This window comes from Bradyrhizobium sp. S3.3.6, assembly GCF_040546905.1.
Taxonomy (GTDB): Bacteria; Pseudomonadota; Alphaproteobacteria; order Rhizobiales; family Xanthobacteraceae; genus Bradyrhizobium; species Bradyrhizobium cytisi.
The window spans coordinates 513,868-540,420 of the sequence record NZ_JBEPOT010000001.1; the positions used below are offsets into that span (position 1 = coordinate 513,868).

Below are 26,553 nucleotides of genomic sequence, written 5' to 3' on the forward strand. Positions count from 1 at the left end.
CGCGGTGACGAACACGAGGCTGCCATGCGGCCACCGCGACAATGCTCCGTAGACTCCCGGAGGTACCGAAAACCGATCGTCTCCTTCACGAGCGCTTAAGTTGCACGTCTTATGATCGCCCATCATTGATCAGCGGGCGGTGCAGTACATGAGCATGCGGGAAAAGCGCCGCAAGATGCGCGTCGCGTTCGACAATTGGTACGACACTACCCTCGTCGCCATCGATGGCACCTGGTCGCACAATGCGAAATTGCATGATATTTCAGACAGCGGTGCCAAGCTTCGCATCAGTAGTGAAGTCGCAGAGCGCGCGTGCAACGAGGAGTTCTTCCTCATGATCACGCCGGACGGAAGAGTTTCCAGGCGAGCCAAGATGGTCTGGAAAGATGGAAGCGATATCGGGATTCATTTTGTTACCGCGCCACGATCGCCGTCGCGCGAGAAGTCGTAAAATCATGCCGACCGTTCTGGAGCGCGCAATCGCCGGCTTCACTGCTCGCTCGTCGAAACGCAACGCCGCGATCGACGGCGCAAGGATTGCATCGCTCGCGGAATCCATTGATGCGGTCATTGCCGGACTCATCGCCGAGCGGACCGGTTTGATTCGGCGGGTGAAGCGACTTCTGGATGAACCCGAAACTCTCGCGAAATGGAGTTCCGCCAGCAACGTGCAGCCGTCCAAGTCGGAGTTAAAACGTGTCGAGAACCGTCTCCGATCGCTCGACCTTCAGCTCTCGGAATGCCGGCACATCGAGGGCGCAATCGCGAATTTGCGCGGCCTGACAGGTGGCACGGGGCGAGCCGCAGGCGTATGAGACGCCAACAGGCTTGCGGGCCGGGTAACGCCGCGCGGATCGATACGCCCGGTCCTCGCCACATTGGGACTTGACGGGCGACACCCGCGCCTACAACGATACCGCGGTTTCCACGAGAGGTACCGTCCGTGCGGCATCCGATCGACATCGTCGCCATGTTCGCCGCCATCTGGCTGTTGGCGTCGATGGTGCTCGACGCGCTGACGCCGAAGGAGCTGACGGCGGTCATGATCGCCATCGCGATCGGGCCCGCCGTAGTCATCACCGCCGTGTTCTATTACCTGCGCTGCCCGCGCATGGATTTCGCGGTGATCTTCGCAGCGCTCTGGCTGATCTCGGACATCGGCATTGCCTTCATCTCGCCGAAGGAACTGCCGCATTTCCTGATCGTGCTCGGCTTCGTGCCGGCGGCGCTGATCGGCATCGTGCTGCACTGGCAGCGCTTCCAGCGCCGCCATGAGCGGTTGCCTGTGCCGTCGGCGAAGCGCGGCTAGCGCGGCAGCAGATTCGTCTTCGCGAGATCCACGACCTCGTCGCCGCGGCCGTTCATCACCGCACGCAGCACCCACAAGCTAAACCCCTTGACCTGCTCCGCGGTGATGGTCGGCGGCATCGACAGCTCCTGCTTGGCGGTGACGACGTCGAGCAGCGCCGGACCGTTGTGGGCCAGCATCTCCTTCATCGCGCCCGGGAGCTCGCCGGGGTCCTCGACGCGCTTGGCGAAGATACCCATCGCACGTGCCATCGCGGCGAAATCGGGATTCTCCAGATCGACATTGGTGTCGACAAAGCCCGCCGCCTTCATCTCCAGCGCGACGAAGCCGAGCACGCCGTTGTTGAAGACGACAATCTTCACCGGCAGCTTCATCTGCGTCAGCGTGATCAGATCGCCCATGAGCATGGTGAAGCCGCCGTCGCCCGAGAGCGAGATCACCTGACGGGCGGGCTGCGAGGCCTGCACGCCGATCGCCTGCGGCATGGCGTTGGCCATCGAGCCGTGCACGAAGGAGCCGATCAGCCGGCGGCGACCGTTCATATTGAGATAGCGCGCAGCCCACACAGTGGGCGTGCCGACATCGGCGGTGAAGACGGCATCGTCACTCGCGTGGTCGCTGATGACTTTTGCGAGATATTGCGGATGGATCGGTTTGCTGCCCGGCGTGCCCTTGGCAAGCGAGTCGAGGCCCTCACGCGCCTTCTTGTAGTGCGCGACGGCATCGTCGAGATGCTTGCGCTGCGTCCTGGTCTTGAGCAGCGGCAGCAGCGCCTCGATGGTCAGCTTGACGTCGCCGACGAGGCCGAGATCGATCTTGCAGCGCCGTCCCAGATTTTCCGGGCGAATGTCGATCTGCGCGATCTTCGCATCATCAGGGAAGAACTGCCTGTAGGGAAAATCCGTGCCGAGCATCACCAGCGCATCGCAGGCGCGCATGGCGGCGTAGCCCGAGGAGAATCCGATGAAACCGGTCATGCCGACATCGTAGGGATTATCGTATTCGACATGCTCCTTGCCGCCGAGCGCGTGAACGATCGGGCTCTTCAGGGCTTCGGCAAGCTGCATCAGCGGCGCATGCGCGCCGGCACAGCCGCGGCCGCAGAACAGCGTGATGCGCTCGGCGCCGTTAAGGAGATCCGCGAGCGTCCTCAGCTCGTCGGCCTGCGGTACGACCTTTGGCGCTGCGAGCGCAAGCCCGCGGGTCGTCGACAGCGCGCGCTTCGGCGGCGTGCGGAAGGCGACATCACCGGGCATGGCAACGACGGCGACGCCACGCAGGCCCACCGCCGCGCGGATCGCGTTCTCCAGCACGAAAGGTAGCTGGCTCGGATCCGAGATCAGCTCGCAATAATGGCTGCATTCGCGAAACAGGTTTTGCGGATGAGTTTCCTGAAAATAGCCGCCGCCGATCTCAGCCGAGGGGATCTGCGCCGCGATCGCCAGCACCGGAACGCGGCTGCGATGGGCGTCGAACAGGCCGTTGATCAGGTGCAGATTGCCCGGCCCGCAGGAACCCGCGCACACCGCAAGGCTGCCCGTCATCTCGGCTTCGCCGGCGGCCGCGAAGGCCGCGACCTCCTCGTGGCGGACGTGCACCCATTCGATGGTACCGCGGCGGCGCAGCGCCTCGGTAAGACCGTTCAGGCTGTCGCCGACAATGCCATAGATGCGCTTGACGCCGGCCTGTTCGAGCGTTGCCACGAACAGATCGGCTATGTTGTTGATCGCCATGTCGGTCTCCTGATCTCGCGGATAGCAGCAAGATAGGACAACGCACGACCGTGACGACATCACGGCTTGTTTATTGCGGTTTCAGTCTTTCACAATCGCCCGATCATAGGCGTCGATCGTCGCCTTCGCGCGCGCCGCGACATCCGTAGCCGTCATGCCGGGCTTGTAGAGGCTGGAGCCGAGCCCGAACGCGGTGACGCCGCCCTTGATGTATTCCGCAAAGTTCTGGTCGGAGACGCCGCCGACGGCGGCGATCATCACACCGGCCGGCAGCACGGCGCGGATCGCGGCGATGCCGGATGCGCCGAGCACACTCGCCGGAAAGAATTTCAGGCCGGACGCGCCGGAACGCGCCGCAAGCAGCGCCTCGGTCGGCGAGAACACGCCCGGCAGCGTGATCATGGCGTACTGATGCGCACGCGCGAGCACCTGTGTATCCACATTCGGCGAGACCATCAGCGTGCCGCCGACGTCGTTGAGACGATCGACATCCGCCGTGGCCAGCACGGTGCCGGCGCCGATCAGCACGCCGGCGGGTGCGAGCTTCACGGCGGTGCCGATCGAGCGGAATGGGTCCGGCGAGTTCAGGGGGATCTCGATCGCGGTCATGCCGGCCTCGATCAGCACGCCGACGATGGCCTCGGTCTCCTCGGGCTTGACGCCGCGCAGGATCGCGACCAGGGGCCGTTTCATCGGCGGAAAGGGAACGCTCATCTCGAAGGTCCTTCTATGTCGTCCAGATTGCCGCAGCGGCCATCGACAGGCCGCGGCGCACCGCGTCATCGGCATCGATCGGGTTCACGTCGACCTTCAGCGCGTCGAAGGCCTGCCGGTACAGAGCCGCCAGCCGCCCGGACGCGATCAGCGTGATGCCGGCTTTCGGCATAGTGCCTGAGAGACCCGCCGCGAGCTCGACACCGATCAACGTGCCCGACAGCGTCTCACGCGCCGCCGCCGGCGTGCCGCCGAACAGCAGCTGACGCGACCGCGCACCGAACAGGAGGTTTGCGGCGAAGGCCGGCGCCCCGTAGGCGGCTTTCACCGCCGCATTGAAGCTCGCGACATCCTCGGCCTCATCGGCGCCGGCCACCGCGAGCGACAAGATCGTCTCGCGCGATACGACGCTGAAGAGCTCACCAGTCATGAAGGTCGAAAAATGCGCGACCGTGCCGTCCTTCACCCGCACCCATTTGGAATGCGTGCCGGGCATGCAGACCAGCGCCTCGCCGGCGGGTTCCAGGCCGAGTGCGCCGAGCAATTGCGTCTCTTCGCCCCGCATCACGTCCGGCGCGGCTGTGTCGCGCTGCGCGATGCCCGGCAGGATGCGGATGTCGCGCCCTTCGCCCGGCACACGCGCGGCCTGCTTGAGGATCGCCGGCAAGGGCGCTGGCGTGTCGACGTAGCCGGCCTCGACCCAGCCGGTTTTGGCGCCGGCCATGCCGCAGACCAGCACCGGCAGATGATCCGGCGCGGCAACCGCCGCCAGGTGCGATTGCAGCACGCCGGGAAAGCCGGTCCTGGCGGCCGCCATCATGCCCTCGTCGCTGCGGCGCTCGGCCAGCACGTGACCTGCGCGATCGACCAGCCAGAGCCGAAAGCTGCTGGTGCCCCAGTCCACCGCGACAAAAGCGGGTTCGGTCATTTCGAATCGTATCCCTTGGTCTTCCCTTGGTCTCACGGCCAAGACGTCGTCTCGCGACAATGAGACGGGCGCTTCGCAAATCTGCCCCGGGATATCGGCAATTGGTGCCCCAAACCAGCCTTTTCTCGCAGGTCTGGGGCACGGCCCACGCTGGCACACCGCTTGCTGAAGCTGTTCTTGTTTACGTCCCGGAACGCGCAGCAAGACGCGTCAACATCAGATGAGGAAACCCATGGAGATCGGCTATTTCACGATGCCTTCGCACCCGCCGGAGTGTGGCCTGAAGGAAGGAAACGACTGGGACCTGCAGACCCTGCGCTGGCTCGACGAGCTCGGCTATCAGGAGGCCTGGGTCGGCGAGCATCACACTGCGCCGTGGGAACCCAATCCCACCCCGGACCTTCTGATCGCGCAGGCGCTGATGCAGACCAAGAATATCCGCATCGGCCCGGGCGGCTTCCTGCTGCCCTATCACCACCCGGCCGAGCTCGCCAACCGCGTCGCGATGCTGGACCACCTCTCCGAGGGCCGGCTTAATTTCGGCGTCGCGGCGAGCGGCCTGCCGAGCGACTGGGCGATGTTCAACGTCGACGGCATGAGCGGGCAGAACCGCGACATGACCCGCGAGGCGCTGGAGATCATCCTGAAGCTGTGGTCCGATCCCGCGCCCTTCACCTACAAGGGCAAATTCTGGACGGTGACCAAGCCGGACACGATGTTCGATTTCCTCAAGCCCCACATCAAGCCGTTGCAGGCGCCGCATCCGCCGATCGGCGTTGCCGGGCTGTCGAAGAACTCGGATACGCTCAAGCTCGCGGGCGAGCGCGGCTTCATCCCGATGAGCCTCAACCTCAACCCGGCCTATGTCGGCAGCCATTGGGATTCGGTCGAGATTGGCGCTGCCAAGACCGGACGCAAGCCGAACCGCGCGGACTGGCGTCTGGTGCGTGAGGTGTTCGTCGCCGACACCGACGAGGAGGCCTGGAAGCTCTCGACCGGCGACATGATGGGCCGGATGATGCACGAGTACTTCCTGCCGCTGCTCGGCCATTTCGGCTTCAAGGATTATCTGAAGCACGCGCCCGACGTGCCCGATAGCGACGTCACCGTCGAATATTGCGCCAAGCGGAACTGGGTCGTCGGCTCGCCCGCGACGGTCGCCGAGAAGATCGAGAAGATCTACGACGAGGTCGGCGGCTTCGGCGTGCTGCTGGTGTTTGGCTTCGACTACAAGCACAAGCCGGAAGCCTGGCACCACTCGCTCTCGCTGCTCAAGAACGAGGTGATGCCGCGCCTGAAGCATCTCGGCTCCGCGAAGAAGGCGGCTTGACCGAATGCGGGTGCGGCGCGAACCTGCCGCACCCGTATTCAATTCGGAGATTTTCGCGTGAGCGTCGACGCCAAGGATTTCAAGCAGGCGATGCGCCAATGCGCCGGCGCCGTCGCGCTTGTCACGGTCGGCTCCGAGCACGGCAAGCGCTCGGGATTGACGGTGACTTCGGCCTGCTCGCTGTCGGATAATCCGCCCTCGCTGGTTGTCTGCGTCAACCGCAACGCCAGCGCGCATGGGCGCATCCGCGAGGAAGGTGCGTTCGCGATCAACTTCCTGCACGAAGACCACGCGCTGCTGGCGCTGACCTTCAGCGGCCAGAAGGGCATCAATGGCGACGACCGCTTTGCGTTCGGCCAGTGGACACGCGGAGCAACCGGGGCACCGGTGCTGACGGATGCGGTGGCCGCGTTCGACTGCGTGCTGACGCAGGAATTCGAGACCAGGACGCATTCGATCTTCGTCGGCGAGGTGCGCGGCGCGACGCATTCCGACGGGGCCTCGCCTCTGGTCTATCTGCGCAGCAGTTTCCACACGCCTCACGAAATCCGCGAGATCGTTTCGGTCGGCGATCTCGATTCGCGGCATCTGAGCTGGAGCGATTTTTCGTAAGTTACTGCGCCGTCTCGATCTTCAGCTGCTTGATCTTCCGATACAACGTCGCGCGGCTGAGTCCCAGCACTCGCGCCGCCTCCGTGACCCGGCCGCCGTGCCTGTGCAGCGCTTCGACGATCGTCGCGCGTTCGGCCGCCGCGAGATCTGGCTCTGCTGCGCGTCCGCCAAACGCCGGCAGGTCGAGATCGGCGTCGGTGATGACGCCCTCCTCCGCCGTGCAGCCGGCGAGCCGCAGCACGTGGCGGAGCTGGCGCATGTTGCCGGGGTAGGGATAGGCCGACAGCAGCGACCAGGCTTCCGGCGACAGCCTGCAGTCCGGCGCCTCCTCGCGCGCGATCTGGCGGATGATGTCATCCCGGTCGGCGCGCTCGCGTAGCGCCGGCAGTCGCACCTCCATGCCGCGCAAGCGGAAATAGAGGTCGGCGCGGAAGGCGCCCTGCTCGGCCATGCGGCCGAGATCGCGATGGGTCGCGCTGATCAATCGGATATCCACCGGCACCGGCTTGAGCGCGCCGAGCGGCCAGACCTCGCGATTCTCCAGCACGCGCAAAAGCCGCGTCTGCAGCGCGATCGGCATGTCGCCGATCTCATCCAGGAACAGCGTACCGCCGTCGGCCTGCACGATCAGGCCCTTCGAGCCGTCGCGGCGTGCGCCGGTGAAGGCGCCGGCCTCGTAGCCGAACAGCTCGGCGTCGATCAGGCTCTCCGGCATCGCCGCGCAGTTCAGTGCAACGTAGTTGTTGCGGGCACGGTTGCTCGCGGCATGAATCGCGCGCGCGAACACATCCTTGCCGACGCCGGTCTCGCCATGCAGCAGCACCGGCAGATTGTGATCGCCGATGCTCCTCAGCCGCTTCATGCTTTTGACCAGGCCGGGATCATTGCCTGCTAGCCGATGCAACGCGTCGAACCGATCGACGGACGCATCACGGCGCAGCGTCGAGGATTTTGCACGCAGCGGCGGCGCGACATGGCCCTGGCCCAAAGGGCGGCCATCAGCGCGGCGGAGCTCGACGATCTCGTCCGCATGGCGCGAATGGTCGATCTTGACGTAGCGCGACAGATCGATGCCGGATGCAATCAGGCCATCGGTCAGGCCCAGCAAGGCACGCGCCGATCGGCAGGCGCCGACGATGCGGCGATCGTCATCATAGGCGAGCAGGCCGCTGCCGCCATCGCCCGGCACAGTCGCGATCCACGCATTGCGGAAATGATCGCGGAAGATCGCGCCCTCCATGCGCCGCGTCGCCTCCATCGTCACCGCAAGTGCAAGCTGATGCGCGGCGCGTTCGAGATCCTCGCGGCAGGAGGTGATGTTAACGGCGCCGGCGAGGCGCCCGGCCTGATCGAACAGCGGAGCCACCGCGCAGGAGAACATGTGCCACTGTGCACGAAAATGCTCATCGCGATGCACCAGGATCGGCTTCCGCTCTGCGAGCGCGGTACCGAGCCCGTTGGTGCCCTCAAACGTCTCGGCAAAGTTCGAGCCGGTGTAGATCTTCCAGTCCATGAACATCCGCGCGTCGGCCTCGCCTGGCAGACGACTGAACAGCATGGTCGCATTCGCGTCAGCGAGATTGACGCAATAGCCGGCATCGCGCAGCACCCGGGCGAGATCGTCGAGCTCCGGCGTGAGCAGCCTGATGGTCTGTTCCAAGGGCTCGGCGACGTGACGGACTTCGGCTTCAGTGAGCGTCTGCGGCGGGCCCTGGCGGGCGGGATCGAGCTTGTGGCTGATCAGGCAGCGCCGCCAGGAGGTCGCGATCCGCGACTCCGCGTCGACGTCAGCCGCATGATTGGCCACGGACAAGACACGGGCGACATGATTCGAGGCCGAAAGGCTGGCCATCGCGGACGTCTCCACCCTGTATTATTGTGCAAAGTCTGGCACCACAGGCGGGGATGTCAATCGGGAACCGGGACGACCCAACGGCGCACATCGCCGTCATGGCCGGGCTTGTCCCGGCCATCCACGCCTCTGCCGCGCATGCGAAAGAACGTGGATGCCCGGGACAAGCCCGGGCATGACGATGTGGAAGCAGATTGTCTCAAGCGACTCTGATTTGCTGCACCGCCGTCACCACGTGTCGATACACGGCCGCTTCTTCTCCGTCCGCACCGGCGGCTTCGGCACCGAACGGAGCCCCGCCATGATCCAGCGCCGCGTCTCGGCGGGGTCGATGACGTTGTCGATCTCGAACACCGAGGCAATCGAGACCGCCTTGCCGTTGGCGTAGAGCTCGGCGACCTTGTTGCGGTAATAGGTCTCGCGCTCCTCGGGATCGGCGATCGCCTCCATCTCCTTGCGGAAGCCGAGGCGAACATAGCCCTCCAGCCCCATGCCGCCGAACTCGCCGGTCGGCCAGGCCGCCGTGAAGAACGAGGCGTGGAAGCCGCCGCCGATCATCGACTGCGCGCCGAGGCCGTAGCCCTTGCGCAGCACGATGCCGAACAGCGGCACGGTGAGGCTCGCACCCGTCACGAACATGCGCGAGACGTGGCGCACGATCGCAGTCTTCTCGGCTTCCGGGCCAACCATGAAGCCGGGCGTGTCGCACAGCGAGACGATCGGCAGATCGAAGGCGTCGCAGAGCTGGAGGAAGCGCGCGGCCTTGTCGCCGGCATCGGCATCGATCGCTCCGCCGAGATGGCGCGGATTGTTGGCGATCAGGCCGAACGGTTTGCCTTCGATGCGGATCAGCGCGGTGATCATGCCGACGCCGTAGTCGCGGCGCAGCTCCAGCACGCTGTCCTTGTCGGCGACGAGATCGATCACGCTGCGGATGTCGTAGACACGTAGGCGATTCTCGGGGATCGCGCGGCGGAGCAGGCGCTGGTCGGCCGCCTGCCACTCCGTCACCGCGCCCTGGAAATAGGACAGGTATTTTTGCGCGACGGATGTCGCCTCTTCTTCGTCCTCAACCACGATGTCGATGACGCCGTTCGGCGACTGGAACGAGACCGGACCGACCTCGGCCGGGTGATAGACGCCGAGCCCTCCACCCTCGATCATCGCAGGGCCACCCATGCCGATCGAGGCATTCTTGGTGGCGATGATGACATCGCAACAGCCGAGCATTGCGGCGTTGCCGGCGAAGCAATAGCCGGAGACCACGCCGATGACAGGCACGAGACCGGAGAGCCTTGCGAACTGCACGAAGGATGGACCGTCGAGGCCGGTCATGCCGAGCCGGTCGGTGTCGCCGGGCCGGCCGCCGCCGCCTTCGGCATAAAACACCAGCGGCAGGCGCCAGTCTTCCGCCAGCGTCAGCATGCGGTCGATCTTCTTGTGGTTCATGTGACCCTGCGTGCCCGCGAGCACGGTGTAGTCATAGGCCACGACAATGCAGCGCGCGGTATCGCCGCCGAACTTCCCGGCGTTGACGGTGGCAACGCCCATGACGAGGCCGTCGGCCGGGGTGTTCTTGATGAGATCGTCGAGCTTGCGACGACGCCGCTGGGCGGCAATGGCGAGGCTGCCATATTCCATGAACGAGCCGTCGTCGACGAGCTGCGCCACGTTCTCGCGCGCGGTGCGCTGATTGGTGTTACGGCGGCGCTCGACCGAGGCCGGGCGGTTCGCATCGAGCGTGTTGGCCTGGCGCGCGATCAGCTCGGCGAGATCGGGTCGGGTGTGGTCGAGATCGACATCGGCTTCGACCGCCGACGCATCCGCGGCGACGTCGAGCGGCTCGAGATAGAGGATCGGCTCGCCATGCATCAGCGTGTCGCCGTCGCCGGCCGCGAGCTTCATGACGCGGCCGCCCTGTTCGGCCATCACCAGATGCTCCATCTTCATGGACTCGATCACGGCGAGCTGCTGCCCCGGGCGCACGATCTCGCCTTCCTTCACCTGGATGGTGACGATGGTGCCTTGCAAGGGCGCGGCGACCATCACCGTACCCTCTGGCACGATCTGCGCGACGTGGGTCTCGGCGGCGTGAGCGCCGCCTCGCTCGGCCGCAGCAAAATAGAGCGGCTTGGCCACGCCATCGGCCGCCTCGACCAGCTTTGCGACATTGCGATCGATGAAGTCGGTCGCAATGTGATTGGTCTGGAAATCCGGGTGCGCCAGCACTGCCTGGAGGAAGGCGATGTTGGTGACGACGCCGTCGATCCGGAACTCCCGTAGGGCACGCGACGCCTTAGCGACGACATCGTGCCAAGCTTCACCCGGCGTATGCACGATGACCTTGGCCAGCAGGGAGTCGAACGCCGCGCTGGTCTTGTAGCCGGCATAGCCAAAACTATCGACGCGGACGCCCGGCCCTGACGGCGGCTCGAACACGGCGAGCACGCCGCCGGTCGGATGCGTCGCGCCGGTCTCGTCCAGCGTCTCCATGTTGACGCGGAGCTGCATGGCATAGCCGCGGGGCTTCGGAATTGAGCCCTGCGCCAGACCGAGCGAGGCCAATGTGCTGCCTGCAGCAATCGCAAGCTGGGCGCGGACGAGATCGAGGCCGAGCACCTCTTCCGTCACGGTGTGCTCGACCTGGAGCCGCGGATTGGCCTCGATGAAGGCAAAGCTGTCCTCGGCCGTGCCGTCGACCAGGAATTCGAAAGTCCCGAGATTGTCATAAGCCGCCGCCGTCGCGAGCTGCCTGGCTGCCTCGATGATGCGACCGCGCAAGCCCTCGCTGAGCGACGGGCTCGGCGCGACCTCGATCAACTTCTGGTGCCGGCGCTGAATGGTGCATTCGCGCTCCCAGAGATGAGAGATCGCGCCGTGGCGGTCGCCGATGATCTGTACCTCGATATGGCGCGCCTGCCGGATCAGCCGCTCGGCATAGACGCCGTCATAGCCGAACGCCGCCTTGGCCTCGGACTGGCAGCGCGCATAGGCTTCCGCGAGATCGGCTGCGTTCTCGACAACACGCATGCCGCGGCCGCCGCCGCCGGCCATCGCCTTGATCACGATCGCCGCGTTGCTGCCGAGCGAGGTGAAGAACGCCGTGATCTCGTCGAGCGACGACGGACCGCTGGTGCCCGCAATGATCGGCACGCCGCAGCGTTTTGCGAGTTGCCGTGCCGCGACCTTGTCGCCGAACAGTTCGAGCGCTGCCGGCTTAGGCCCGACAAAGACGATGCCCGCGTCCGCGCAGGCCTTGGCGAACGCGGCATTCTCGCTCAGAAAACCATAGCCGGGATGCACGGCATCGCAGGAGGCAGCCTTCGCCGCCTTCACCACCGCTTCGATGTCGAGATAGGCCCGCGCACCGCGGCCGGAAATTTCCACCGCCTGGTCGGCCACGCGCACATGCAGCGACAGCGCATCGTCGGCCGGGTGGATCGCGACCGTGGCTATGCCTGCATCGGCCGCTGCGCGCGCGATACGGATGGCAATCTCGCCGCGATTGGCGATCAGGAGTTTTTTGAACGACATGCAGCGGTCTCCATGGCCCCGCAGCCAGACGCCGGGCGGCAGGTTCGATGATCCTGCTTCTTCACTTTAGCCGCAGTCGTCAAGGGAGAGGAAGCGGTCGCTGTAACAACTCCCGCGGGCCGGAATATCAGTTGGCCGGTGGCGCTTCGATGAGGCGAATAATCCGCATCACAGCAGACCGGATCGGCGCGATGACCGGCACGGTGAACATCAGCCGCAGGTCGCGCGCGGCCTCACCGAGTGGCCCGCCACCGATGATGACCGCCTCGGCACCATCCTGCGCGACGCAGGCTTCGACCGCGCCGGCGAGCGCTACGCGCAGCCGCGCCGGATCGCGCATCAACTCTTGCGGATCGCCCTGGGCGAAGCGGGTACCGGTGTAGTGGGATCGCAATCCCAACGCGACCGGTAGCGCGTCGATCTTCGCCTTCAGCAACGGCGTCGTGGTCGCCACGCCGAAGCGGCGGCCGTTCTCTGCGGCTTCCAGCATCGACGATTCGCCGATGCCGACCGCAGGCAGATTCGTCGCCGACTTGATCCTCGCAAGGCCAGGATCGCCGAACGCCGAGACGATAATGCCGTCGCAGGAGCTCTGATGTGCGAGTGCGATCTCTTCGACCTCGGGCGCGGCAGTGTCGAGCGCGTCGGGTGTCACGATCATCGCGGGCGCACGCGTCGCCGTGACGCCGACGATGTCGAAGCCATCGCTGGCGACAGACGCCGCAATCGCGACCATCATTGCGGTGGTCGCCTCAAGACTGTTCGGATTGATCAGCAGGATACGCGCGCGGAGATCGGAGTTTTGACCCATCCCCCGGCTATACTAGGCCGCTCGCACGCCCGCAACGAACGCACTGACCTCGTCCTCCAGCGATTGCAGCTTCTCGGTCAGGCGTCCACTCGACTTCAGCACGAGGCCAGCGGCCTGGCCGGTCTCCGCCGTCGCATCGGTGACGCCGGAGATGTTTTGCGAGACCTGGTCGGTGCCGGAGGCCGCTTCCTGCACGCTGTGCGCAATGGCCTGCGTCGCGGCGCCCTGCTCCTCGACTGCGGCTGCGATCGACGAGGAGATCTCGTTAACCTCCATGATGGTCTTGCGAATGTTGTCGATGTTGCCGACGACGTGGTTGGTCTCGGCCTGGATCGCACTGATCTGCGCGCCGATCTCGTCGGTCGCCTTCGCGGTCTGGCTCGCCAGCGACTTCACTTCGCTCGCGACCACGGCAAATCCCTTGCCGGCCTCACCCGCGCGGGCAGCTTCGATCGTGGCATTGAGCGCAAGCAGATTGGTCTGCGAAGCGATCTGGTTGATGAGGTCGATGACCTCGCCGATCTTGTGGGCGGCCGCGGCCAGCCCCTGCACGGTGTCGTTGGTGCGCTGACCGTCGGCGGCCGCCTTGTCGGCCACGGACGCCGCCTGCGCGACGCGCTGGCTGATCTCGGTGATCGAGGACGACAGCTGGCCGGCGGCCGAAGCCACCGTCTGCACATTGCTCGAAGCCTGCTGGCAGGCGGTGGCGACGAAGCTCGCGCGATCGGTCGCCTTGTTCGCGGTCTCAGACATGCCTTGCGCAGCCTGCCGCATCGTCCGCGCCTCGTTGAAGACGTCGCGGACGACGGCCTGGACGCTTGCCTCGAACCTGCCGGCGAGATCGGTCATCGTCTTGCGCTTCTCGTCGTCGGCCCGCTGCTTGGTCTCCTGCTGCTCGGCATGCATCCGGCCTACCGCCGACGCATTGTCCTTGAACACGGCGAGCGCCCTGGCGAGCCCGCCGACCTCGTTGCTGAGGTTGGTGTAGGGCACCTCGAAGGCGCCGTCGCCAGCGGCGAGGCGCTCGGTCAAGTCGGTGATTTTCGCCAGCGGCCGGGTCACGCTGCGGCCGATCACGAAGGACGCACCGAGCACGAGCAGGAACACCGCGAGGCACACCAGGCCGAACGTCATCGCGTCCTGGCGGAAGACGGCATCGACGTCGTCGAGATAGATACCTGTGCCGATGATCCAGCCCCAGGGCGCAAAGCCCTTCACGTAGGAAATCTTGGCTACGGGCTGGTCGAAGCCGGGCTTCGGCCAGAGGTAGCTGTAGAAGCCCGCACCCTGCGTCTTGACGACGTCAACGAACCCCATGAACAGCGCGTTGCCGGCCGGATCTTTCATCCCGGAGAGATCCTTGCCGTCAAGCTCGGGCTTGATCGGGTGCATGACCATCTTGGGGGCCATGTCGTTGATCCAGAAATACTCGACCTTGTCGTAGCGCAGGCTCTTGATTTCGGCCATCGCGGCGGCCTGCGCCTGCTCGCGCGTGAGCTTTCCGTCGCTCTCGAGCTTCTGGTAATGCGCCAGGATGCCGTAGCCGACATCGACCATGTGCTGCGTCTTGGCCTGGCGGTCGGCGACCATCTGGCTACGCAGGGTCGACAGCGCGATCGGCACCAGCGCGATCATGCCGAGGAGGCTGATGCCGACAATGAGGACCAGCTTGAAACTGATGCGGGAGAAAATCATCGGTGCTCACAAAATTGGCGGGGCTGATATGCCATTTTATCCTGATCGTCTTAGCAAAGCCTTAAGCATTCAGGTTCCCGAACTCCCGCAAAAGGTGCCCGGAAGCCGCCAGGGCTGGTCCGTCTGATGCGCACTTTGGAATTCGTCGACATTTTGCGATCGCATTGGAATGGCTCCAAAGACCGAGCGTCCAATGCTTGCGCGTTTCTAGAAGACCTCGATATCGGTCTTGCCGGCGTTGACTTGCGCGTTCCCCTGGCAGAACGATCGGCGCAAGGCGTAGCCATTTGCCAGAGGCTCCATGCATCAATCGACAGACACCAGGACGCTTGACCTTCCAGCGTTGTGCGCAGCCGAGCGGCTCTTCATCTGGGGATTCCGCGCGAAGGCACGCCGCGGAGCCGCCGTTCCGAACGCGGCGGATGTCCGAGAGGTCTACGACCATTTTCGCGTCGGCGACGCCGTGCCCTCGCTGGAAGCGATCATCGAGATCTTTGCGTGCACGGCACATACGGCCATTGAGGTTCATTGCCCCACTTGCCCGAAGATGTCGGAGAGCGAGCACGGAATTTTGCACGCGATCGCCGCGACGCAAGAGGAGCGCATCGATGTCGCGCGCGAGCAGTTCGAAAGCTGGCTGCCTCCAGTTGGCGCGGATTGGGCGCTCGCCCCTGTCAGAGGACTTGCGACGATCTTCCGCATGGCCGGTCTCATCTTGCCGGATCGACACGTCCGGGCTCCCGGCGTTATGCAGACGATGGCGATGAAGAGCTGGTTCGTCGGAAGCCCCACATTGCACTGACGAGATCGTTGATGATGCAGGACAATCCGCGAGGCATGGAAGGCTGCGATGATTTCTGCCGCACTGCGCTCTCGCTGTTCCGGTTCATCGGCGCGGCCTATGCGACCGGCGCGTCCGATTGCTGGGAGGCGGCCTATCGCTTCGCGGACGAGGCGCCCGGCATTTCCGACAGCCCGCTGCTGGTCGCACGCGTTGCCGCGCTGGTCCGAATCCTGCGCTGCGGACGTGCCTGCGATCTGTGCTTCATGCCGCCGTCGTGCCGGCGGCTGTCAAAGGACGAGGCGGAATTGATGCGACTCCTGGCTGTTGCGCGTCGCAGGGACCCAGGTGAACTCAAGACCGCCGTCGGCCAGCTCGTCGGGATCGAGCAGGAGAGCGCGGCCACGCAGGCCGTCAACGCGCTTGCATTCTGCTGAGGCCTAGCGAGCACCCCTGCCGAGCACGAGGTCGATGGTGTGGGCAGCAATCTTGCGCAGCTGGGGCTCGTCACCGAAGGCGCGTTCGAGCACCGCGAGACCGCGCGTGACCGTGATGATGTGCAGCGCTGCGGCCGCCGGGTTGCCGCTGAACTCGCCGCGCTCGGCGCCCGCCGACAATGTGTCCTCAACCAGCGCGGTGATGCGCGACACCAGGTTCGCAAAAGCTCTCCGCGCGTCTTCGTCGAGCCCCTCGCCTTCAGCGGCGCCGAGCTCCATCAGCCCCCGCGTCGTCGGACATCCGCGCGGCGGCGAGCCGGATCGGAAATTGGTGATGGTCAGGTCGAAAAATGCGATGAGGCGCTTACGCAACGAGCCCGCGCCGAGCGCCTTCTGCAAGGCGACGAGATAGTCGCCGGCGTAGCGCTCATAGGCCTGGAGGAACAAGGCCTCCTTGCTGCCGAACGCATTGTAGAGGCTGCCGCGCTGAACGCCGGCATCGCGCGCGATGTCGGACAGCGAGGTGCCGCGCACGCCCTTGCGCCAGAACTGGTCGAACGCGATGCGCAGGACGTCGTCGTGATCGAACTCGCGCGGCCTCACATCATGCTCCCTGTCGACGGCATATTTGACACGATGTCAAAAATATGCTTTCTGGACATCGTGTCAAAAATAAATTGGGATTGATAGCCCGTCTCGTCAATGGGCCGAACGGCCGGCGCTTGCATGCGCCCGGTCGATTGGGCTCGCATGCAAAGGGACCAGCTGATGCCTCTGCTTCACATCTTCATGCGCGCTGGTAAGCCCGAAGCCTACCGGCAGGCAATCCTGGACGGCCTCTATTGCGCGATGCGCGAGGCGCTGAACGTGCCTGAAGGTGACGAGTTCATGACCATCAGCGAGCTGTCGCCTGCAAACTTCCGTTGCGGCAACGCCTATGGCGTCAAGCGCAGCGACGACGCCGTGCTGATCCAGATCACCGTGTTCGCCTCGCGTACCCCCGAGCAGAAGAAGGCGCTGTACCGCCGGATCGCGGAACTGCTCGGCGACAACCCGGGCATCCGCCCCGAGGACATATTCGTCAACGTGCTCGATGCCCCCGCGGAGAACTGGTCTGTTGGGAACGGCGTCGCGCAATTCGCGTGAGGCCGCCGCGGCCTGTGACGCCCCCGAGCTCCGGGGCACATGTCCCCAAATCCCTGTCTTTGCGTGAAGTCGACGTAGTCGCAGCTTACTTTTCTCCGTGATCAGACGGATCAGAGGCTCTTGTGCGCGGAAGACGCTCCGTGGCCGCGGTGATATCCACTTGGCGACGGCCAGCTCCAGGCCTTCAACATCGCTCGATCCGGCTCAAAGATCTCGATCTTGAGCGGATGGCATGCCGCAGCGTCGCTGGAATGGGTTGCGCTACAGTCTCCACCGGGACAGGCCGACAACGCGCCGAGCAGATCGATCTCCGCGAAGAGCTCGATGAAGTCGCCGGGACGGACGGGGCTTGCCTTCATGAAATATTGGTGTGTGTCCCCGGTGAAGCCGGTGCACATGAAGACGTTGAGCACATCGTGGACGTGGTGCTCGACCGCGCGCGGCTCCATCCTCAGCTCGGCGGCAAGCGCGCGGGACAGGTTGGAATGGCAGCAGAAATCATAGCTGCCGCCGTTGAGCATCAGATTGGTATAGGGATCGCAGCGCGTGCCGATGACATCGTGAATACCGGCGCCGTCCTCATCGAAACCATACCAGCCGAGCGTGTCGTGGCTGATGGTCGCCATCGGCCTAAGATAGGGCATGTTGCTCCAGAGCCGGTCGCCGGCACCGACATGCGTGCCATGAAGCGCCCGCGTCTTGCCGCTGAAGAAACGCTCGGAGAGAACGTCCGCGTTCCAGAGATTGAGGTCGCCGACCTGAGGGCCTTCGATGCTGACGATGCGGAAGAACTGGCCGCGCGCCACGCGAAATGTCCTGGCGTCGCGAGGCGGCACGGTGAGCTCGTGCGTCTTGACCATCGTGCTGCGCGCTTGCTCGAGCGCCGCCATGTCGGGCCCGGGCATTGTGCCCGCCGGATAGACGATCGTCGGTTTGGCGGCGCGGCGCGAAGCGGCGTCTGCGGGTGCGATTTTGGGCGACATGCAAGGCTCATCCCTGTGACTGCAATCCATCCTATCGCCTCACCTCAGCCGCTCGCAACGCACCCCTCCATGATTCCGTCGAGCTCGGCTTTCGATAGCACCCCGAGCTCGGCGATGAAGACGATTCGTGCGCGCGGCACGCCTGGTGTCGGCGCATCGCCCGGCGCCAGCGTCGCCCGGCCGCCGGCGAACTGAAACACCATCGGGCGTCCGGGCTGCTCGATCGTCTCGAACAGGCCTTTCGCGCGCGCGAGCTTCGGCGCCAGCTTGCCGATCGCCTGCTGCAAGCGCGGCAGCGAGAGCGGCCGGTCGGAGGTCCAGCTCAGCGTCTCGAAGCGTTCTTCTGCCGGCCGTTTCGGCCCCGGCTCGCGCCGTGCCGGCGCGCGCTCGGTGCTCGCGGGAAACAACAATGCTGCGGGAATTTCACCATGCCGCGCGTCGACCACCACGGCAGGTGAGCGTAGCGCGCGGATAGCATTGCGTATCCGCTCCCCCGCCTCCTCGTCCGCCAGATCGAGCTTGCTCAACGCCACGATATCGGCGACGCGCAACTGCGATCGCATCAGCGCGTCGTCCAGGGCGGCCGGCGGCGTCGCCGCGTCCATCACGCAGAGCACGGTTTCCAGCGGCGCCTCGCGCAGGATCACGGGGTCCAGCAGATTGCGCACGATGTCGGCGGGATCGGCGACGCCGCTGGTTTCGATCACGATGTACTCCGGCTTCGGATCACGCCGCAGCAGCGTCGAGAGCGTGCGCAACAAATCGCCTTCGAGCGAACAGCAGATGCAGCCATTGGCAAGGCTGACCACGCCGTCGCTCGCGCCCGCGATCAGCTCCGCATCGATGTTGATCGCGCCGAAATCATTGACGATTGCGGCGATGCGCCGTCCGTCCGCGTTTGCCAGCAGATGGTTGACGACCGTCGTCTTGCCTGCCCCCAGAAAGCCCGTGACCAGGAGAATGGGGACCGGCATGGCTCAGCTCTCGACGACGGGCCGGCGGACGGGCTTACCGGGCCGCGCGGTCACATCCAGAATGCCGTCGCTGATCAGCGGCTGGCCGCTGACGACGAGATGGCGGACGCCTTCGGACGGACGGTTCATCGCCGTGAAGGTCGCGCGGTCCGAGAGCTTCTCATAGTCGAACACCACGATGTCGGCATCGGCGTCCTTCGCCAGCCGGCCCTTGGCCCGCAGCGCCGGCGTGCTCTGCGACAGGATCTGTGCAGGGATCAGCGCGCATTTGCGCACGCCTTCGAGCAGCGACACGGCCTTGCGCTCGCGCACCCATTCGCGAATGAATTTTGTGAAGCAGCCGGCCGAGCGCGGATGCGAGGTGGCGTCATCGGGCAGCGGCCAGGCATCACCGGTGTAGGTCTTGCCGTCGGACGTAGTCCACGGCATCGCATCGGATGCGATCGCACCGCCGGGATAGAGCACCGACATGTCGAGCAGGTCGCGATGATGCGCATTGTTCTCGGTATCGAGGATGTGCCAGAGCACCAGCGAGGACGGCTCCTCGGCTTGCGCCTTGAGCAGCTCCTCGCGGTCGTGGAAGCGATGGCCGTCGGTCACGCGCTGCACGGAGTCGTAGCCGGTGCCGTTGCGCTCGACGAACTCGGGATCGCTGAAGAAGGCGGCCGCCAGCACGGTCGAGCCGGTGCCGTAGGGGTAAGCCTCGACCGTGATCGGCAGGCCCTGGGCCTGCGCCTTCTCGATCAGCACGCGGCAGCGTTCGATGTCGGTCTTGCTGGACGAGTTGAAATGGCAGATGTGCATGTGCGCGCCGGTGGCACCGGCATAGCCGATCAGGCGGATATAGGCCTCCGCCGCGCTTTCAGGGTCGATGCGCGACATGTAGGCCACATGGGTGAAGGTCGGCACGTTCTGCTTCGCGGCGAGCTGGCACACCGCGGTCAGCTCCTGCACGCCGGCGCCCGGCGCATAGGCGTTCAGGATGCCAATGCCGATACCGCCCTCGTTCAGTCCGCGCGCGAGGCGTTCGAGGATGCCGGCGACCTCCGCATCGGTTGCGACGTTGTCCATCCAGCGGCGATCGCGCATGGCGTTGCCGAACGCTTCGAGCGAGCTCTCCGCGTTGGAGCCCGTCATCGCGCCGATGCGCGCAAACGCCCAGTTGGTGGCGGCGCCATAGTTCAGCACCCGGCCCTTCCGGGCCTGGCGCTCATACCAGGAGGCGACCGGCAGCACGCCGGCCTCGAGATCGAGCGTCGTCGTCACGCCGTCGAAGGCCTGCATGCGGTCGGCCGGGATCGACTGGCCATGGGCGTGCAAATCGATGAAGCCGGGCGCAACCACGAGCCCGGTCGCATCGATCACCCGCTCGGCGCCGCCGAGCGAGGAGCCGACGGCGGCGATCCTGCCGTCCACCACCGCCACGTCGCCGATGGCGTCCATTCCGCTCGCCGGATCCACCACCCGGCCGCCAGAGATCACCAAACCGCTCATATCGTCACTCCCGAAAGCAGAATGCCAGAACCTCCGAAGGCCCGGCAGCAGCTTCGGAGGCAGGTTCGGTCACATAGAGGCAGATTCTGGCAACAACGACCACCTCCGAGGATGCCGATGCATCATGCTTGCATGGGAGGTCCGGACGCGCGTTCTCGTCCTCGCGGCATGTTTTGCCCGAGCTATGCGCTCCTCTTCACACCCTCGTCCTGACGGAAAAGGGCGCAGGGAAGACCGGGCGCCGGCTGGCACCCATAAAACCCCCATGCGAAAATGATGCACACGCAATGCACAGGGGAGACACAGGGCAACCGAAACTCGGCCTTCCCTGCGCGATGGTTGACGGCTTATGCGCGCTCTCCCCGGAGACGAATTCCTTTTGCCTCCGTCGCGATCGCGAAATTCACGACCATCGCGCCGGTTGACGCGATGACGCCTTCGCAAACGCTTGACCGTAGCGACGACGGCCAGGACCACACGGTTTCGCCGTACGCAGGCATCCTGCTTCGCCAGGAGGCTTCGCAGGATACGGTCCTGCTCTGCCAACAACTCCGCAAGTATGGGCGCCGTTCGTCGACGCGGTTCGCGCCATGCTCACGAGGTTCATCTCGCCCTGCACGCTCGATTCCGCCTTGACGCCGCCCGCGTCCACCGCAACCCAGCCCGCGTTTCGTGACGACGTACGACCGCCCCTTTTGTGGGCTGGGATGGCCGACACATACGACATTTCCGAATTTCGGTAAAGTGGAATATTTTTGGTGTTGCGGCTTGACAGCGGATTTGCTGTTTCGTCCGACTGCACGCTGGTGCGGCCGAACCGGATCAAGCTGCAGGCCTTTCGGGAGCCTCCCCGCTGAGTTCCCGGCTCTTGCGCCACTGAGCCGGCGTGACGCCCATGTGGCTCTTGAAGGCGCGCTGGAACGCCGCTTCGGATTGATACCCGACAGTTTCCGCCACGCCGCCCGTCGACAGCGACGACTTCCGCAGTTCGTTCGCGGCGAGCGCCATCCGGATATCGGTCAGGAGATCAGCGGCTGAGCGCCCGAGCTTCTCCTGGAATTGCCGCGCGAGCGTGGCGCGCGACATGCCGCACAGACGCGCCAACTCGGGCAGCGACCATGCGCGCGCCGGCTCCTTGAACAGGGCGGCTACCGCCGGCGCGAGACGCGGATGACCGGCTAATGCGAGCAGACCGCGTGGCGCGTCGTCCGTCAGGCTGGCGAGCCGCAGCACCAGCGCGAACATCGCGCTCGACAGTGCGTTCAACATCGCACGTCCACCGAGGCGATCGCCTGCGGACTCGCTGCGCATCAAGGCGACGAGACCGGCGAGTTGCCCCGCCGTGTCTCTGTCGCCAGCATCAGAGCCGGCATGCACGACGAGGCGCGGTGGCAGATAGCTACGTAGCAGGCGGTCATGCGGCGGCGCGATGGCAAAGTGTCCGCACAACAGATCGAGCCGTTCCTCCGAGCCGGGATTTTCGCTGATCGTGAAATTGAGAGATGCGCGATTGCGCGCCGGCAGCGGCACGGCCCCGCTGCCATCGTGCATGACGTGTCGGGGATTGCCCGGAAGCAGCAGGATGTCGCCGGGCTTAAGCTTGAGCGGCCGGCCCCCCGCCGGATCGTCCAGCATCGCCGAACCGGCAAGCACGGCGTGATACGGAATTTCGTTCGGCTCGCCCGGCCCCTGGTCGATGCGCCACGGCGCGCCGTAGGCGCAGCGCAGGTCGAGCCGTCCGCGCACGGGCATCATCTCGAACAGCCGGCTCAGCCAATCCATGCGGTCTCCTAAGACCATCTCATCTCGAGACGTTTGAGCATATAATCGAGATTTATTGACATTCAAAGTATCAGTTCGCGACCCTATTGTCACTCCGCAATCGTTCACCAACCCGAACCAAGGAGTGGCACCATGTCCCGTCTTTCCGTTCCCCGTATCGACTCCGCAACCGGCGCGACCGCTGAAATCTATGCTCAGATCAAGAAGGCGATCGGTAGCGTGCCCAACACCTTTGCCGCGATCGGCGCCCATGGGCCGGACGCGCTCAAGGCCATCCTGCTTGCCGACAGCGTGCTCGCGTCGGGCACGCTCGCGAAGCGCGACCAGGAAACCATCAAGCTTGCCATCTCCGAGGTCGCCGGCTGCGACTACTGCGTCGCCGCGCACAGCCTGCTTGGAAAACTCGCGGGCCTGAAGCCCGACGAGTTGAAGAAGATCCGCGAGCGCCGGGCGACCGGCGATGACAAGCGCGATGCGCTGATCCGCTTCGTCCGCAAGCTCGCGCAATCCAGTGGCACTGTCAGCGACGCGGATTTCGCCGCGATCAAGGCTGCCGGCTACACCGACGCGCAACTCGTCGAGATCAGCCTTGCCTTCGCGACCACCGTCTTCACCAACGTGTTCAACCGCATCAACGACACCGAGATCGACTTTCCCGCGCTCGCCTGAAGCGACTGCGCCAGTCAGATCTTGAATGAAAGGATCACGACAATGACCGCGATAACCAGCAACATGCAAAATCCGTTTGTCCGCGCACTGCAAAAGTCCGGCCTGCTTGCGAAGGATCTCGACTACCACGTCGTTCGAGCGTCGATGGTGATCATGTTTCTCTTCTTCGGTTACCAGAAGTGGTTCCCGTATGAATTCGAGCGACTGGTCCCGTTCATCAGCAACGGACCGCTAATCTGGTGGCTCTATCCCGTCTTCGGTCACGCGGGCGCCAGCTATTTCCTTGGCGCTTCGGAGTGGACGTTTGGGACGCTGTTGCTCGCCGGCTTCTGGAACACGCGGCTCGGTGTCCTCGGCGCCCTCGGCTCGACCGGTACCTTCATCGCGACGGTCACGATCATTCCGTTCATGCCGGATGGCTGGGACGTCGCTGCGGGAGGATTCCCCGCGATGACCGGCAACGTCCCCTTCCTGATGAAGGACGTCGTCCTGCTGGCGGTATCGTTCTATCTGCTGAGGCGGGATGTGGTTCGGCTGATCCGGCAATAGGATTTGGGATCTATCATTCGGTGGCGGCGGTCCGTTCGCTCGGCGGGCCTGCCGTCACGGTAGACACTGCGCCGCAGCTCGGCAAACGAGACCGTTTGAGAGCGGCGAGGGAAACCCCATTCGATCTCCCTATGGACACTCCCCGTGTACACCAACGGTCCCGATTAATCGGAACATTCTCACTCCGCGAATCGGTGAAGAGCGCTTACCATGCGGAGCAACATTCCGACCCTGGAGGAGTTCCATGGCCTTGCTCCACACTCAACGGCAATTGACGCTGCCCTGGGGCGGCGAATGTCGCTCGACACGCGATGATCTTCTCGCCCGGTATCTTCACCTGCGGGAAATCTCGAAACGCCTTCATGACGAGGTGCTCAAGTCGATATCTGATGACACGCTGCTGGATCGTGCACGTCGCCTGGAATTGGCGCAAGGGAGGACATTGGCTCTCGAAGACCCGGACGAGGTGTATTATATCTATGACTTGGCGATCTACACCGCACCGGCCGATCGTTCTCGCGCGATCGATCGCTATGCGAAATCGGCCAGGTTCGAAGCGCAGTCTGACGAGCGGCGAATGCTGGAGGCGATGCGCGCCTCGCAATTCGCGATACTCATGGTCGAGCGACGTCACGACACGGTAGGCCTGATCGCAACCGATATCCTTCGGAATTCCAAGGTATGGCTGATCGACGTCGGGCTCGAGCATTCGATGGACAGCGGACAATTATTCGCGACCCGGTTGCTCACCGTCGAGACGTTCTCGATGACCGCCGGCGTCAACGTGCCGTTCGAGATCGATATGCTCGAACCGATCTGCATGATGCTGCCGCGGCGCGTGGCCGACAGCAAGCTGAGCCAGGTCGCCGACGACAGACGTTTTGCGGAAGCCGTATACAAGGTGGGGCTGGCCGACGGCGTCATGGATCGCCTGGCCTACGTCGAGCCCAGCTGAGCTGGTTGATTCATTCAATGCCCTCTAGTCGAAGAACTCGCTAATCTGAGGCTCTCGGTTCACCCGGCGGAGCGACATTGCGGGGTCGCTCGGGCAGGATGTGTGAAGGCGTGCTCCATGGTCAATCCTCAGAGAAGTGTCGGACGAAACGACCCCTGCCCCTGCGGCAGCGGCATGAAATTCAAGAAGTGCTGCCTCAATTCACAACGCCTGGACGAGCCGTCGTCCGGATTGCAGCGAGCTGATCCGCAAGCGCGCGACGTTTCCCGAACAGCGATCGAGCAAGAGAAAGGCGCGACCTGGCGATATGATCCATTCGTGGAGCCACGCCCGGATCGGTGGCTTGCGCTGGAAGAAGAAGAGCGGGTCGATCTCGTATTGGCGTATCATCGACATGCTGGCATCCGCCTCCCGCGGGAGAAATTGCACGCTGTCATTCACGCCGTTGTCGAGAGCCAGATTGCGGATGCCGAGCTGCCGGTGCGAGGAACCGCGCAGCGATTGATGTCCGAAGGGCTCGATCGTCACGAAGCCATACATGCGATCGGCTCTGTGCTTGCCGGACACATCAACGATCTGATGCGCGGCATCAAATCGGACGGCGACGACCTGGACACCACGTCCGGCCACGATCCGAATGAGGGCTATTTCGCTGAGCTCGAAGCTTTGACCGCAGAAGGGTGGCGCCGGTCGGCCTGATCGGCGCGTCAACGCCTCGAAATGGCGCGCCCTCGAGGAATCGACTTCGGTCCCAACCTTCAGGGGACGAGGTGAACAACGTGCAGCTCCCCAGGTTCTCCGCGCAGTCAAGAGCTCCGGGCCAAGGCCCGGAGGTCGCGGGTCGTCGCGACGAGGGAAAAATTGTCGCCCGGTTGTGAGGCGACAACCAACTACTGCGCCAATCTCCGCTCGGCGACGATCCGTACAGGCGGAAACGCAACGCAATCCACCACGTCGAACATCACTTCGATGCTGCGATCGAACGCCTGAGCAAAGGCAATCGCATCGTTGCGCCGTTCGTCGGCGATATGCATGCCGAGCGTGCAGTGCGGGGTCCATGTTCCCGGCCGGTAATGCGGACGGCAATGCGCCGGGTCGATTGCGGCGCTGATGGAGCTGTGGATGCGGGTTAGCGCCGCATTGGAGATCGGCTCCGCCCAGAGAACGAACGGCGAGCCTTCGAACCAACGAAGTCGTTTGAACTCGATGCGCAACTGCGCCTCGTCGGCGACAGCGGCCCGCATCGCGCCCCATGCGGTTTTCTCGTCGATCTCAGGCGCATCGTAGATCGCAAATGTAAGATGCGGCCGGTAGCCGAGCGCACGCATCGACGGCTCGGCTTCGAACGCAGCGACGTGATCCCACAGCCGCTCGATCTCCCCGGCTGAACCGTTGTCGGCTCGGATGTTGATCGCTAACGCCACCGGCTTACCCGACGGGCGAAGCGGGGACGCAGAGTGCTGCCGGCCATCAGCCGCCTCCGGCCGCGGGAGTTGGTCGGGCCGCATCCGCTGCGGCCTGGGGCTCGACCAGCAGCCCCTGTCGTTCGTAGCGGCGGCGGGTCTTGCTGAAGCGTACGACGACGGCATATCGGGTGCTCCTCGCCTTGGCGCGCCGCGTCAGCAGAGCCTCGCCCGCGGGAAGAAATTCGAGATCGTCGAGGCCAGCGCAGCGCAAGCATGCCGGGCCGGGAGTCTCCATCATCAGGAGATCGCCGGTGCCGCCGCACCGATGGCATGTCCAGTCCGCTTTCAACGGTTGAACAACGACCAGCTCCGGGGCACGGCTCACCTTTTCCGCCAGGCGCTCGCGCTTCTTCTCGGAAAGCTCCGGCGACACCCAATGTGTGCGGTACGACTCCTCGAGAGCCGGATCACCGCTGCGGCTGAATCGGAGCGGTTGGCGACGCGGCGTACGCGCGACATATTCCGTCGGGTTTGCGAGCAGTCCCTGCGCGGTCGCCCAAGACCGGAACAGCCGCATGGCTTCCGAGACGCGCGCCGGATCGGTCGGGATAGCCTCCTCAAGGCAGTCGACCTGGCCACGGCGCCAACGCTCCGCCGCTCCAGGGTCAAGCCATCCGATCCCGACGAGAATATCGATGGCACTTGCAAAGTGCCGGGCGGCAAGCGAGGCCTCAGCCGACCTGACGACGCGATCAGCAAGGGGAACCTTATTCTTCCGGCTCATGGTGACTCAACCAAATCCGCTGCAAACCACGACCAGCCCGCCATTCCGGGAAAAACGAGCTACGAAAGCCTGCCA

The 26,553-nt window shown here is 64.6% G+C and carries 26 protein-coding genes and 1 pseudogene; 13 read left to right on the top strand and 14 right to left on the bottom strand.

From position 1 onward, the window contains the following. Positions 1 to 148 precede the first annotated feature (148 nt). The 3 genes from ABID59_RS02400 to ABID59_RS02410 all read left to right on the top strand — a co-directional run bounded on the left by ABID59_RS02400 (position 149) and on the right by ABID59_RS02410 (position 1,309). Positions 149 to 451 (top strand): PilZ domain-containing protein, encoded by a 303-nt coding sequence (locus tag ABID59_RS02400; protein WP_354082328.1) that lies wholly within the window; start codon positions 149 to 151, stop codon positions 449 to 451. A gap of 4 nt (positions 452 to 455) precedes the next feature. Beyond that, entirely contained in the window at positions 456 to 815 is a 360-nt protein-coding gene (locus ABID59_RS02405) for a hypothetical protein (protein ID WP_354082329.1), read from the top strand. Positions 816 to 943: 128 nt separating this feature from the next. Then, positions 944 to 1,309: a hypothetical protein gene (locus ABID59_RS02410; protein ID WP_187435400.1), complete on the top strand. Its 366-nt coding sequence runs from the start codon at positions 944 to 946 to the stop codon at positions 1,307 to 1,309. Here ABID59_RS02410 and poxB read toward each other — a convergent pair. The 3 genes from poxB to ABID59_RS02425 form a co-directional block, all read right to left on the bottom strand. Then, the gene (poxB, locus tag ABID59_RS02415) at positions 1,306 to 3,042 is read right to left on the bottom strand and encodes a ubiquinone-dependent pyruvate dehydrogenase (RefSeq protein ID WP_148755786.1); all 1,737 of its coding nucleotides are present in this window, start codon (positions 3,040 to 3,042) and stop codon (positions 1,306 to 1,308) included. The genes ABID59_RS02410 and poxB overlap by 4 nt on opposite strands. A gap of 81 nt (positions 3,043 to 3,123) precedes the next feature. Further along, the gene (locus ABID59_RS02420) at positions 3,124 to 3,756 is read right to left on the bottom strand and encodes a 2-dehydro-3-deoxy-6-phosphogalactonate aldolase (RefSeq protein ID WP_354082330.1); all 633 of its coding nucleotides are present in this window, start codon (positions 3,754 to 3,756) and stop codon (positions 3,124 to 3,126) included. 13 nt (positions 3,757 to 3,769) lie between these two features. Beyond that, positions 3,770 to 4,684 (bottom strand): 2-dehydro-3-deoxygalactonokinase, encoded by a 915-nt coding sequence (locus ABID59_RS02425; RefSeq protein WP_148755788.1) that lies wholly within the window; start codon positions 4,682 to 4,684, stop codon positions 3,770 to 3,772. A gap of 232 nt (positions 4,685 to 4,916) precedes the next feature. Between ABID59_RS02425 and ABID59_RS02430 the strand changes: the two genes are divergently transcribed. Next, a complete protein-coding gene (locus tag ABID59_RS02430; protein ID WP_148755789.1) occupies positions 4,917 to 6,014 on the top strand; it encodes an LLM class flavin-dependent oxidoreductase in 1,098 nt (365 codons plus the stop codon). Between the two features lie 57 nt (positions 6,015 to 6,071). Continuing rightward, positions 6,072 to 6,626, top strand: a complete 555-nt coding sequence (locus ABID59_RS02435) for a flavin reductase family protein (RefSeq protein ID WP_354082331.1) — start codon at positions 6,072 to 6,074, stop codon at positions 6,624 to 6,626. 1 nt (position 6,627) lies between these two features. Here ABID59_RS02435 and ABID59_RS02440 read toward each other — a convergent pair whose 3' ends face one another. From ABID59_RS02440 to ABID59_RS02455, 4 genes are all read right to left on the bottom strand, one after another. Then, positions 6,628 to 8,478 carry a sigma-54-dependent Fis family transcriptional regulator gene (locus tag ABID59_RS02440; protein ID WP_354082332.1) on the bottom strand — a complete coding sequence of 617 codons (1,851 nt, stop codon included), beginning with the start codon at positions 8,476 to 8,478 and terminating at the stop codon, positions 6,628 to 6,630. A 228-nt stretch (positions 8,479 to 8,706) separates the two neighbouring features. After that, positions 8,707 to 12,012, bottom strand: coding sequence for an acetyl-CoA carboxylase family protein (locus ABID59_RS02445; RefSeq protein WP_354082333.1), 3,306 nt, complete (start codon positions 12,010 to 12,012; stop codon positions 8,707 to 8,709). 127 nt (positions 12,013 to 12,139) lie between these two features. Continuing rightward, positions 12,140 to 12,823: an aspartate/glutamate racemase family protein gene (locus ABID59_RS02450; protein WP_354082334.1), complete on the bottom strand. Its 684-nt coding sequence runs from the start codon at positions 12,821 to 12,823 to the stop codon at positions 12,140 to 12,142. A 12-nt stretch (positions 12,824 to 12,835) separates the two neighbouring features. After that, the gene (locus ABID59_RS02455) at positions 12,836 to 14,518 is read right to left on the bottom strand and encodes a methyl-accepting chemotaxis protein (RefSeq protein WP_354082335.1); all 1,683 of its coding nucleotides are present in this window, start codon (positions 14,516 to 14,518) and stop codon (positions 12,836 to 12,838) included. A gap of 301 nt (positions 14,519 to 14,819) precedes the next feature. On the opposite strand from ABID59_RS02455, the gene ABID59_RS02460 reads away from it, so the two are divergent. Then, positions 14,820 to 15,320 (top strand): hypothetical protein, encoded by a 501-nt coding sequence (locus ABID59_RS02460; RefSeq protein WP_354082336.1) that lies wholly within the window; start codon positions 14,820 to 14,822, stop codon positions 15,318 to 15,320. Positions 15,321 to 15,331: 11 nt separating this feature from the next. Next, on the top strand, positions 15,332 to 15,736 hold the full coding sequence (locus tag ABID59_RS02465) for a hypothetical protein (protein ID WP_246230412.1): 405 nt from the start codon (positions 15,332 to 15,334) through the stop codon (positions 15,734 to 15,736). Between the two features lie 3 nt (positions 15,737 to 15,739). Here the strand turns inward: ABID59_RS02465 and ABID59_RS02470 are convergent, their stop codons facing one another. Then, positions 15,740 to 16,339: a TetR/AcrR family transcriptional regulator gene (locus tag ABID59_RS02470; RefSeq protein WP_354082337.1), complete on the bottom strand. Its 600-nt coding sequence runs from the start codon at positions 16,337 to 16,339 to the stop codon at positions 15,740 to 15,742. A 165-nt stretch (positions 16,340 to 16,504) separates the two neighbouring features. Here ABID59_RS02470 and ABID59_RS02475 point away from each other — a divergent pair, with 165 nt between their 5' ends. Further along, positions 16,505 to 16,882, top strand: coding sequence for a tautomerase family protein (locus ABID59_RS02475; RefSeq protein ID WP_354082338.1), 378 nt, complete (start codon positions 16,505 to 16,507; stop codon positions 16,880 to 16,882). A gap of 110 nt (positions 16,883 to 16,992) precedes the next feature. Here the strand turns inward: ABID59_RS02475 and ABID59_RS02480 are convergent, their stop codons facing one another. The 4 genes from ABID59_RS02480 to ABID59_RS02495 all read right to left on the bottom strand — a co-directional run bounded on the left by ABID59_RS02480 (position 16,993) and on the right by ABID59_RS02495 (position 22,115). Beyond that, the gene (locus ABID59_RS02480) at positions 16,993 to 17,865 is read right to left on the bottom strand and encodes an urea carboxylase-associated family protein (RefSeq protein WP_354082339.1); all 873 of its coding nucleotides are present in this window, start codon (positions 17,863 to 17,865) and stop codon (positions 16,993 to 16,995) included. A gap of 44 nt (positions 17,866 to 17,909) precedes the next feature. Further along, entirely contained in the window at positions 17,910 to 18,839 is a 930-nt protein-coding gene (locus ABID59_RS02485; protein ID WP_148755798.1) for a CobW family GTP-binding protein, read from the bottom strand. A 3-nt stretch (positions 18,840 to 18,842) separates the two neighbouring features. After that, positions 18,843 to 20,333, bottom strand: coding sequence for an amidohydrolase family protein (locus ABID59_RS02490; protein WP_354082340.1), 1,491 nt, complete (start codon positions 20,331 to 20,333; stop codon positions 18,843 to 18,845). Positions 20,334 to 21,155: 822 nt separating this feature from the next. After that, on the bottom strand, positions 21,156 to 22,115 hold the full coding sequence (locus tag ABID59_RS02495; protein WP_354082341.1) for a cupin domain-containing protein: 960 nt from the start codon (positions 22,113 to 22,115) through the stop codon (positions 21,156 to 21,158). 132 nt (positions 22,116 to 22,247) lie between these two features. On the opposite strand from ABID59_RS02495, the gene ABID59_RS02500 reads away from it, so the two are divergent. From ABID59_RS02500 to ABID59_RS37385, 5 genes and pseudogenes are all read left to right on the top strand, one after another. Continuing rightward, positions 22,248 to 22,784 (top strand): carboxymuconolactone decarboxylase family protein, encoded by a 537-nt coding sequence (locus ABID59_RS02500; protein WP_148755801.1) that lies wholly within the window; start codon positions 22,248 to 22,250, stop codon positions 22,782 to 22,784. A gap of 42 nt (positions 22,785 to 22,826) precedes the next feature. Further along, the gene (locus ABID59_RS02505; protein WP_354082342.1) at positions 22,827 to 23,333 is read left to right on the top strand and encodes a YkgB family protein; all 507 of its coding nucleotides are present in this window, start codon (positions 22,827 to 22,829) and stop codon (positions 23,331 to 23,333) included. A gap of 244 nt (positions 23,334 to 23,577) precedes the next feature. After that, positions 23,578 to 24,288 (top strand): DUF7986 domain-containing protein, encoded by a 711-nt coding sequence (locus ABID59_RS02510; RefSeq protein ID WP_354082343.1) that lies wholly within the window; start codon positions 23,578 to 23,580, stop codon positions 24,286 to 24,288. A gap of 123 nt (positions 24,289 to 24,411) precedes the next feature. Beyond that, positions 24,412 to 24,490, top strand: a pseudogene (locus ABID59_RS02515) (SEC-C metal-binding domain-containing protein); the annotation flags it as partial. Beyond that, positions 24,463 to 24,987 carry a hypothetical protein gene (locus ABID59_RS37385; protein ID WP_502916776.1) on the top strand — a complete coding sequence of 175 codons (525 nt, stop codon included), beginning with the start codon at positions 24,463 to 24,465 and terminating at the stop codon, positions 24,985 to 24,987. The pseudogene ABID59_RS02515 and the gene ABID59_RS37385, both read left to right, overlap by 28 nt. Before the next feature lie 191 nt (positions 24,988 to 25,178). On the opposite strand, the gene ABID59_RS02520 is transcribed toward ABID59_RS37385, so the two are convergent. Both ABID59_RS02520 and ABID59_RS02525 read right to left on the bottom strand, forming a co-directional pair. Beyond that, positions 25,179 to 25,712: a 2'-5' RNA ligase family protein gene (locus ABID59_RS02520; RefSeq protein WP_354035557.1), complete on the bottom strand. Its 534-nt coding sequence runs from the start codon at positions 25,710 to 25,712 to the stop codon at positions 25,179 to 25,181. 46 nt (positions 25,713 to 25,758) lie between these two features. Continuing rightward, the gene (locus tag ABID59_RS02525) at positions 25,759 to 26,478 is read right to left on the bottom strand and encodes a hypothetical protein (RefSeq protein WP_354035556.1); all 720 of its coding nucleotides are present in this window, start codon (positions 26,476 to 26,478) and stop codon (positions 25,759 to 25,761) included. Between the last annotated feature and the right edge of the window lie 75 nt (positions 26,479 to 26,553).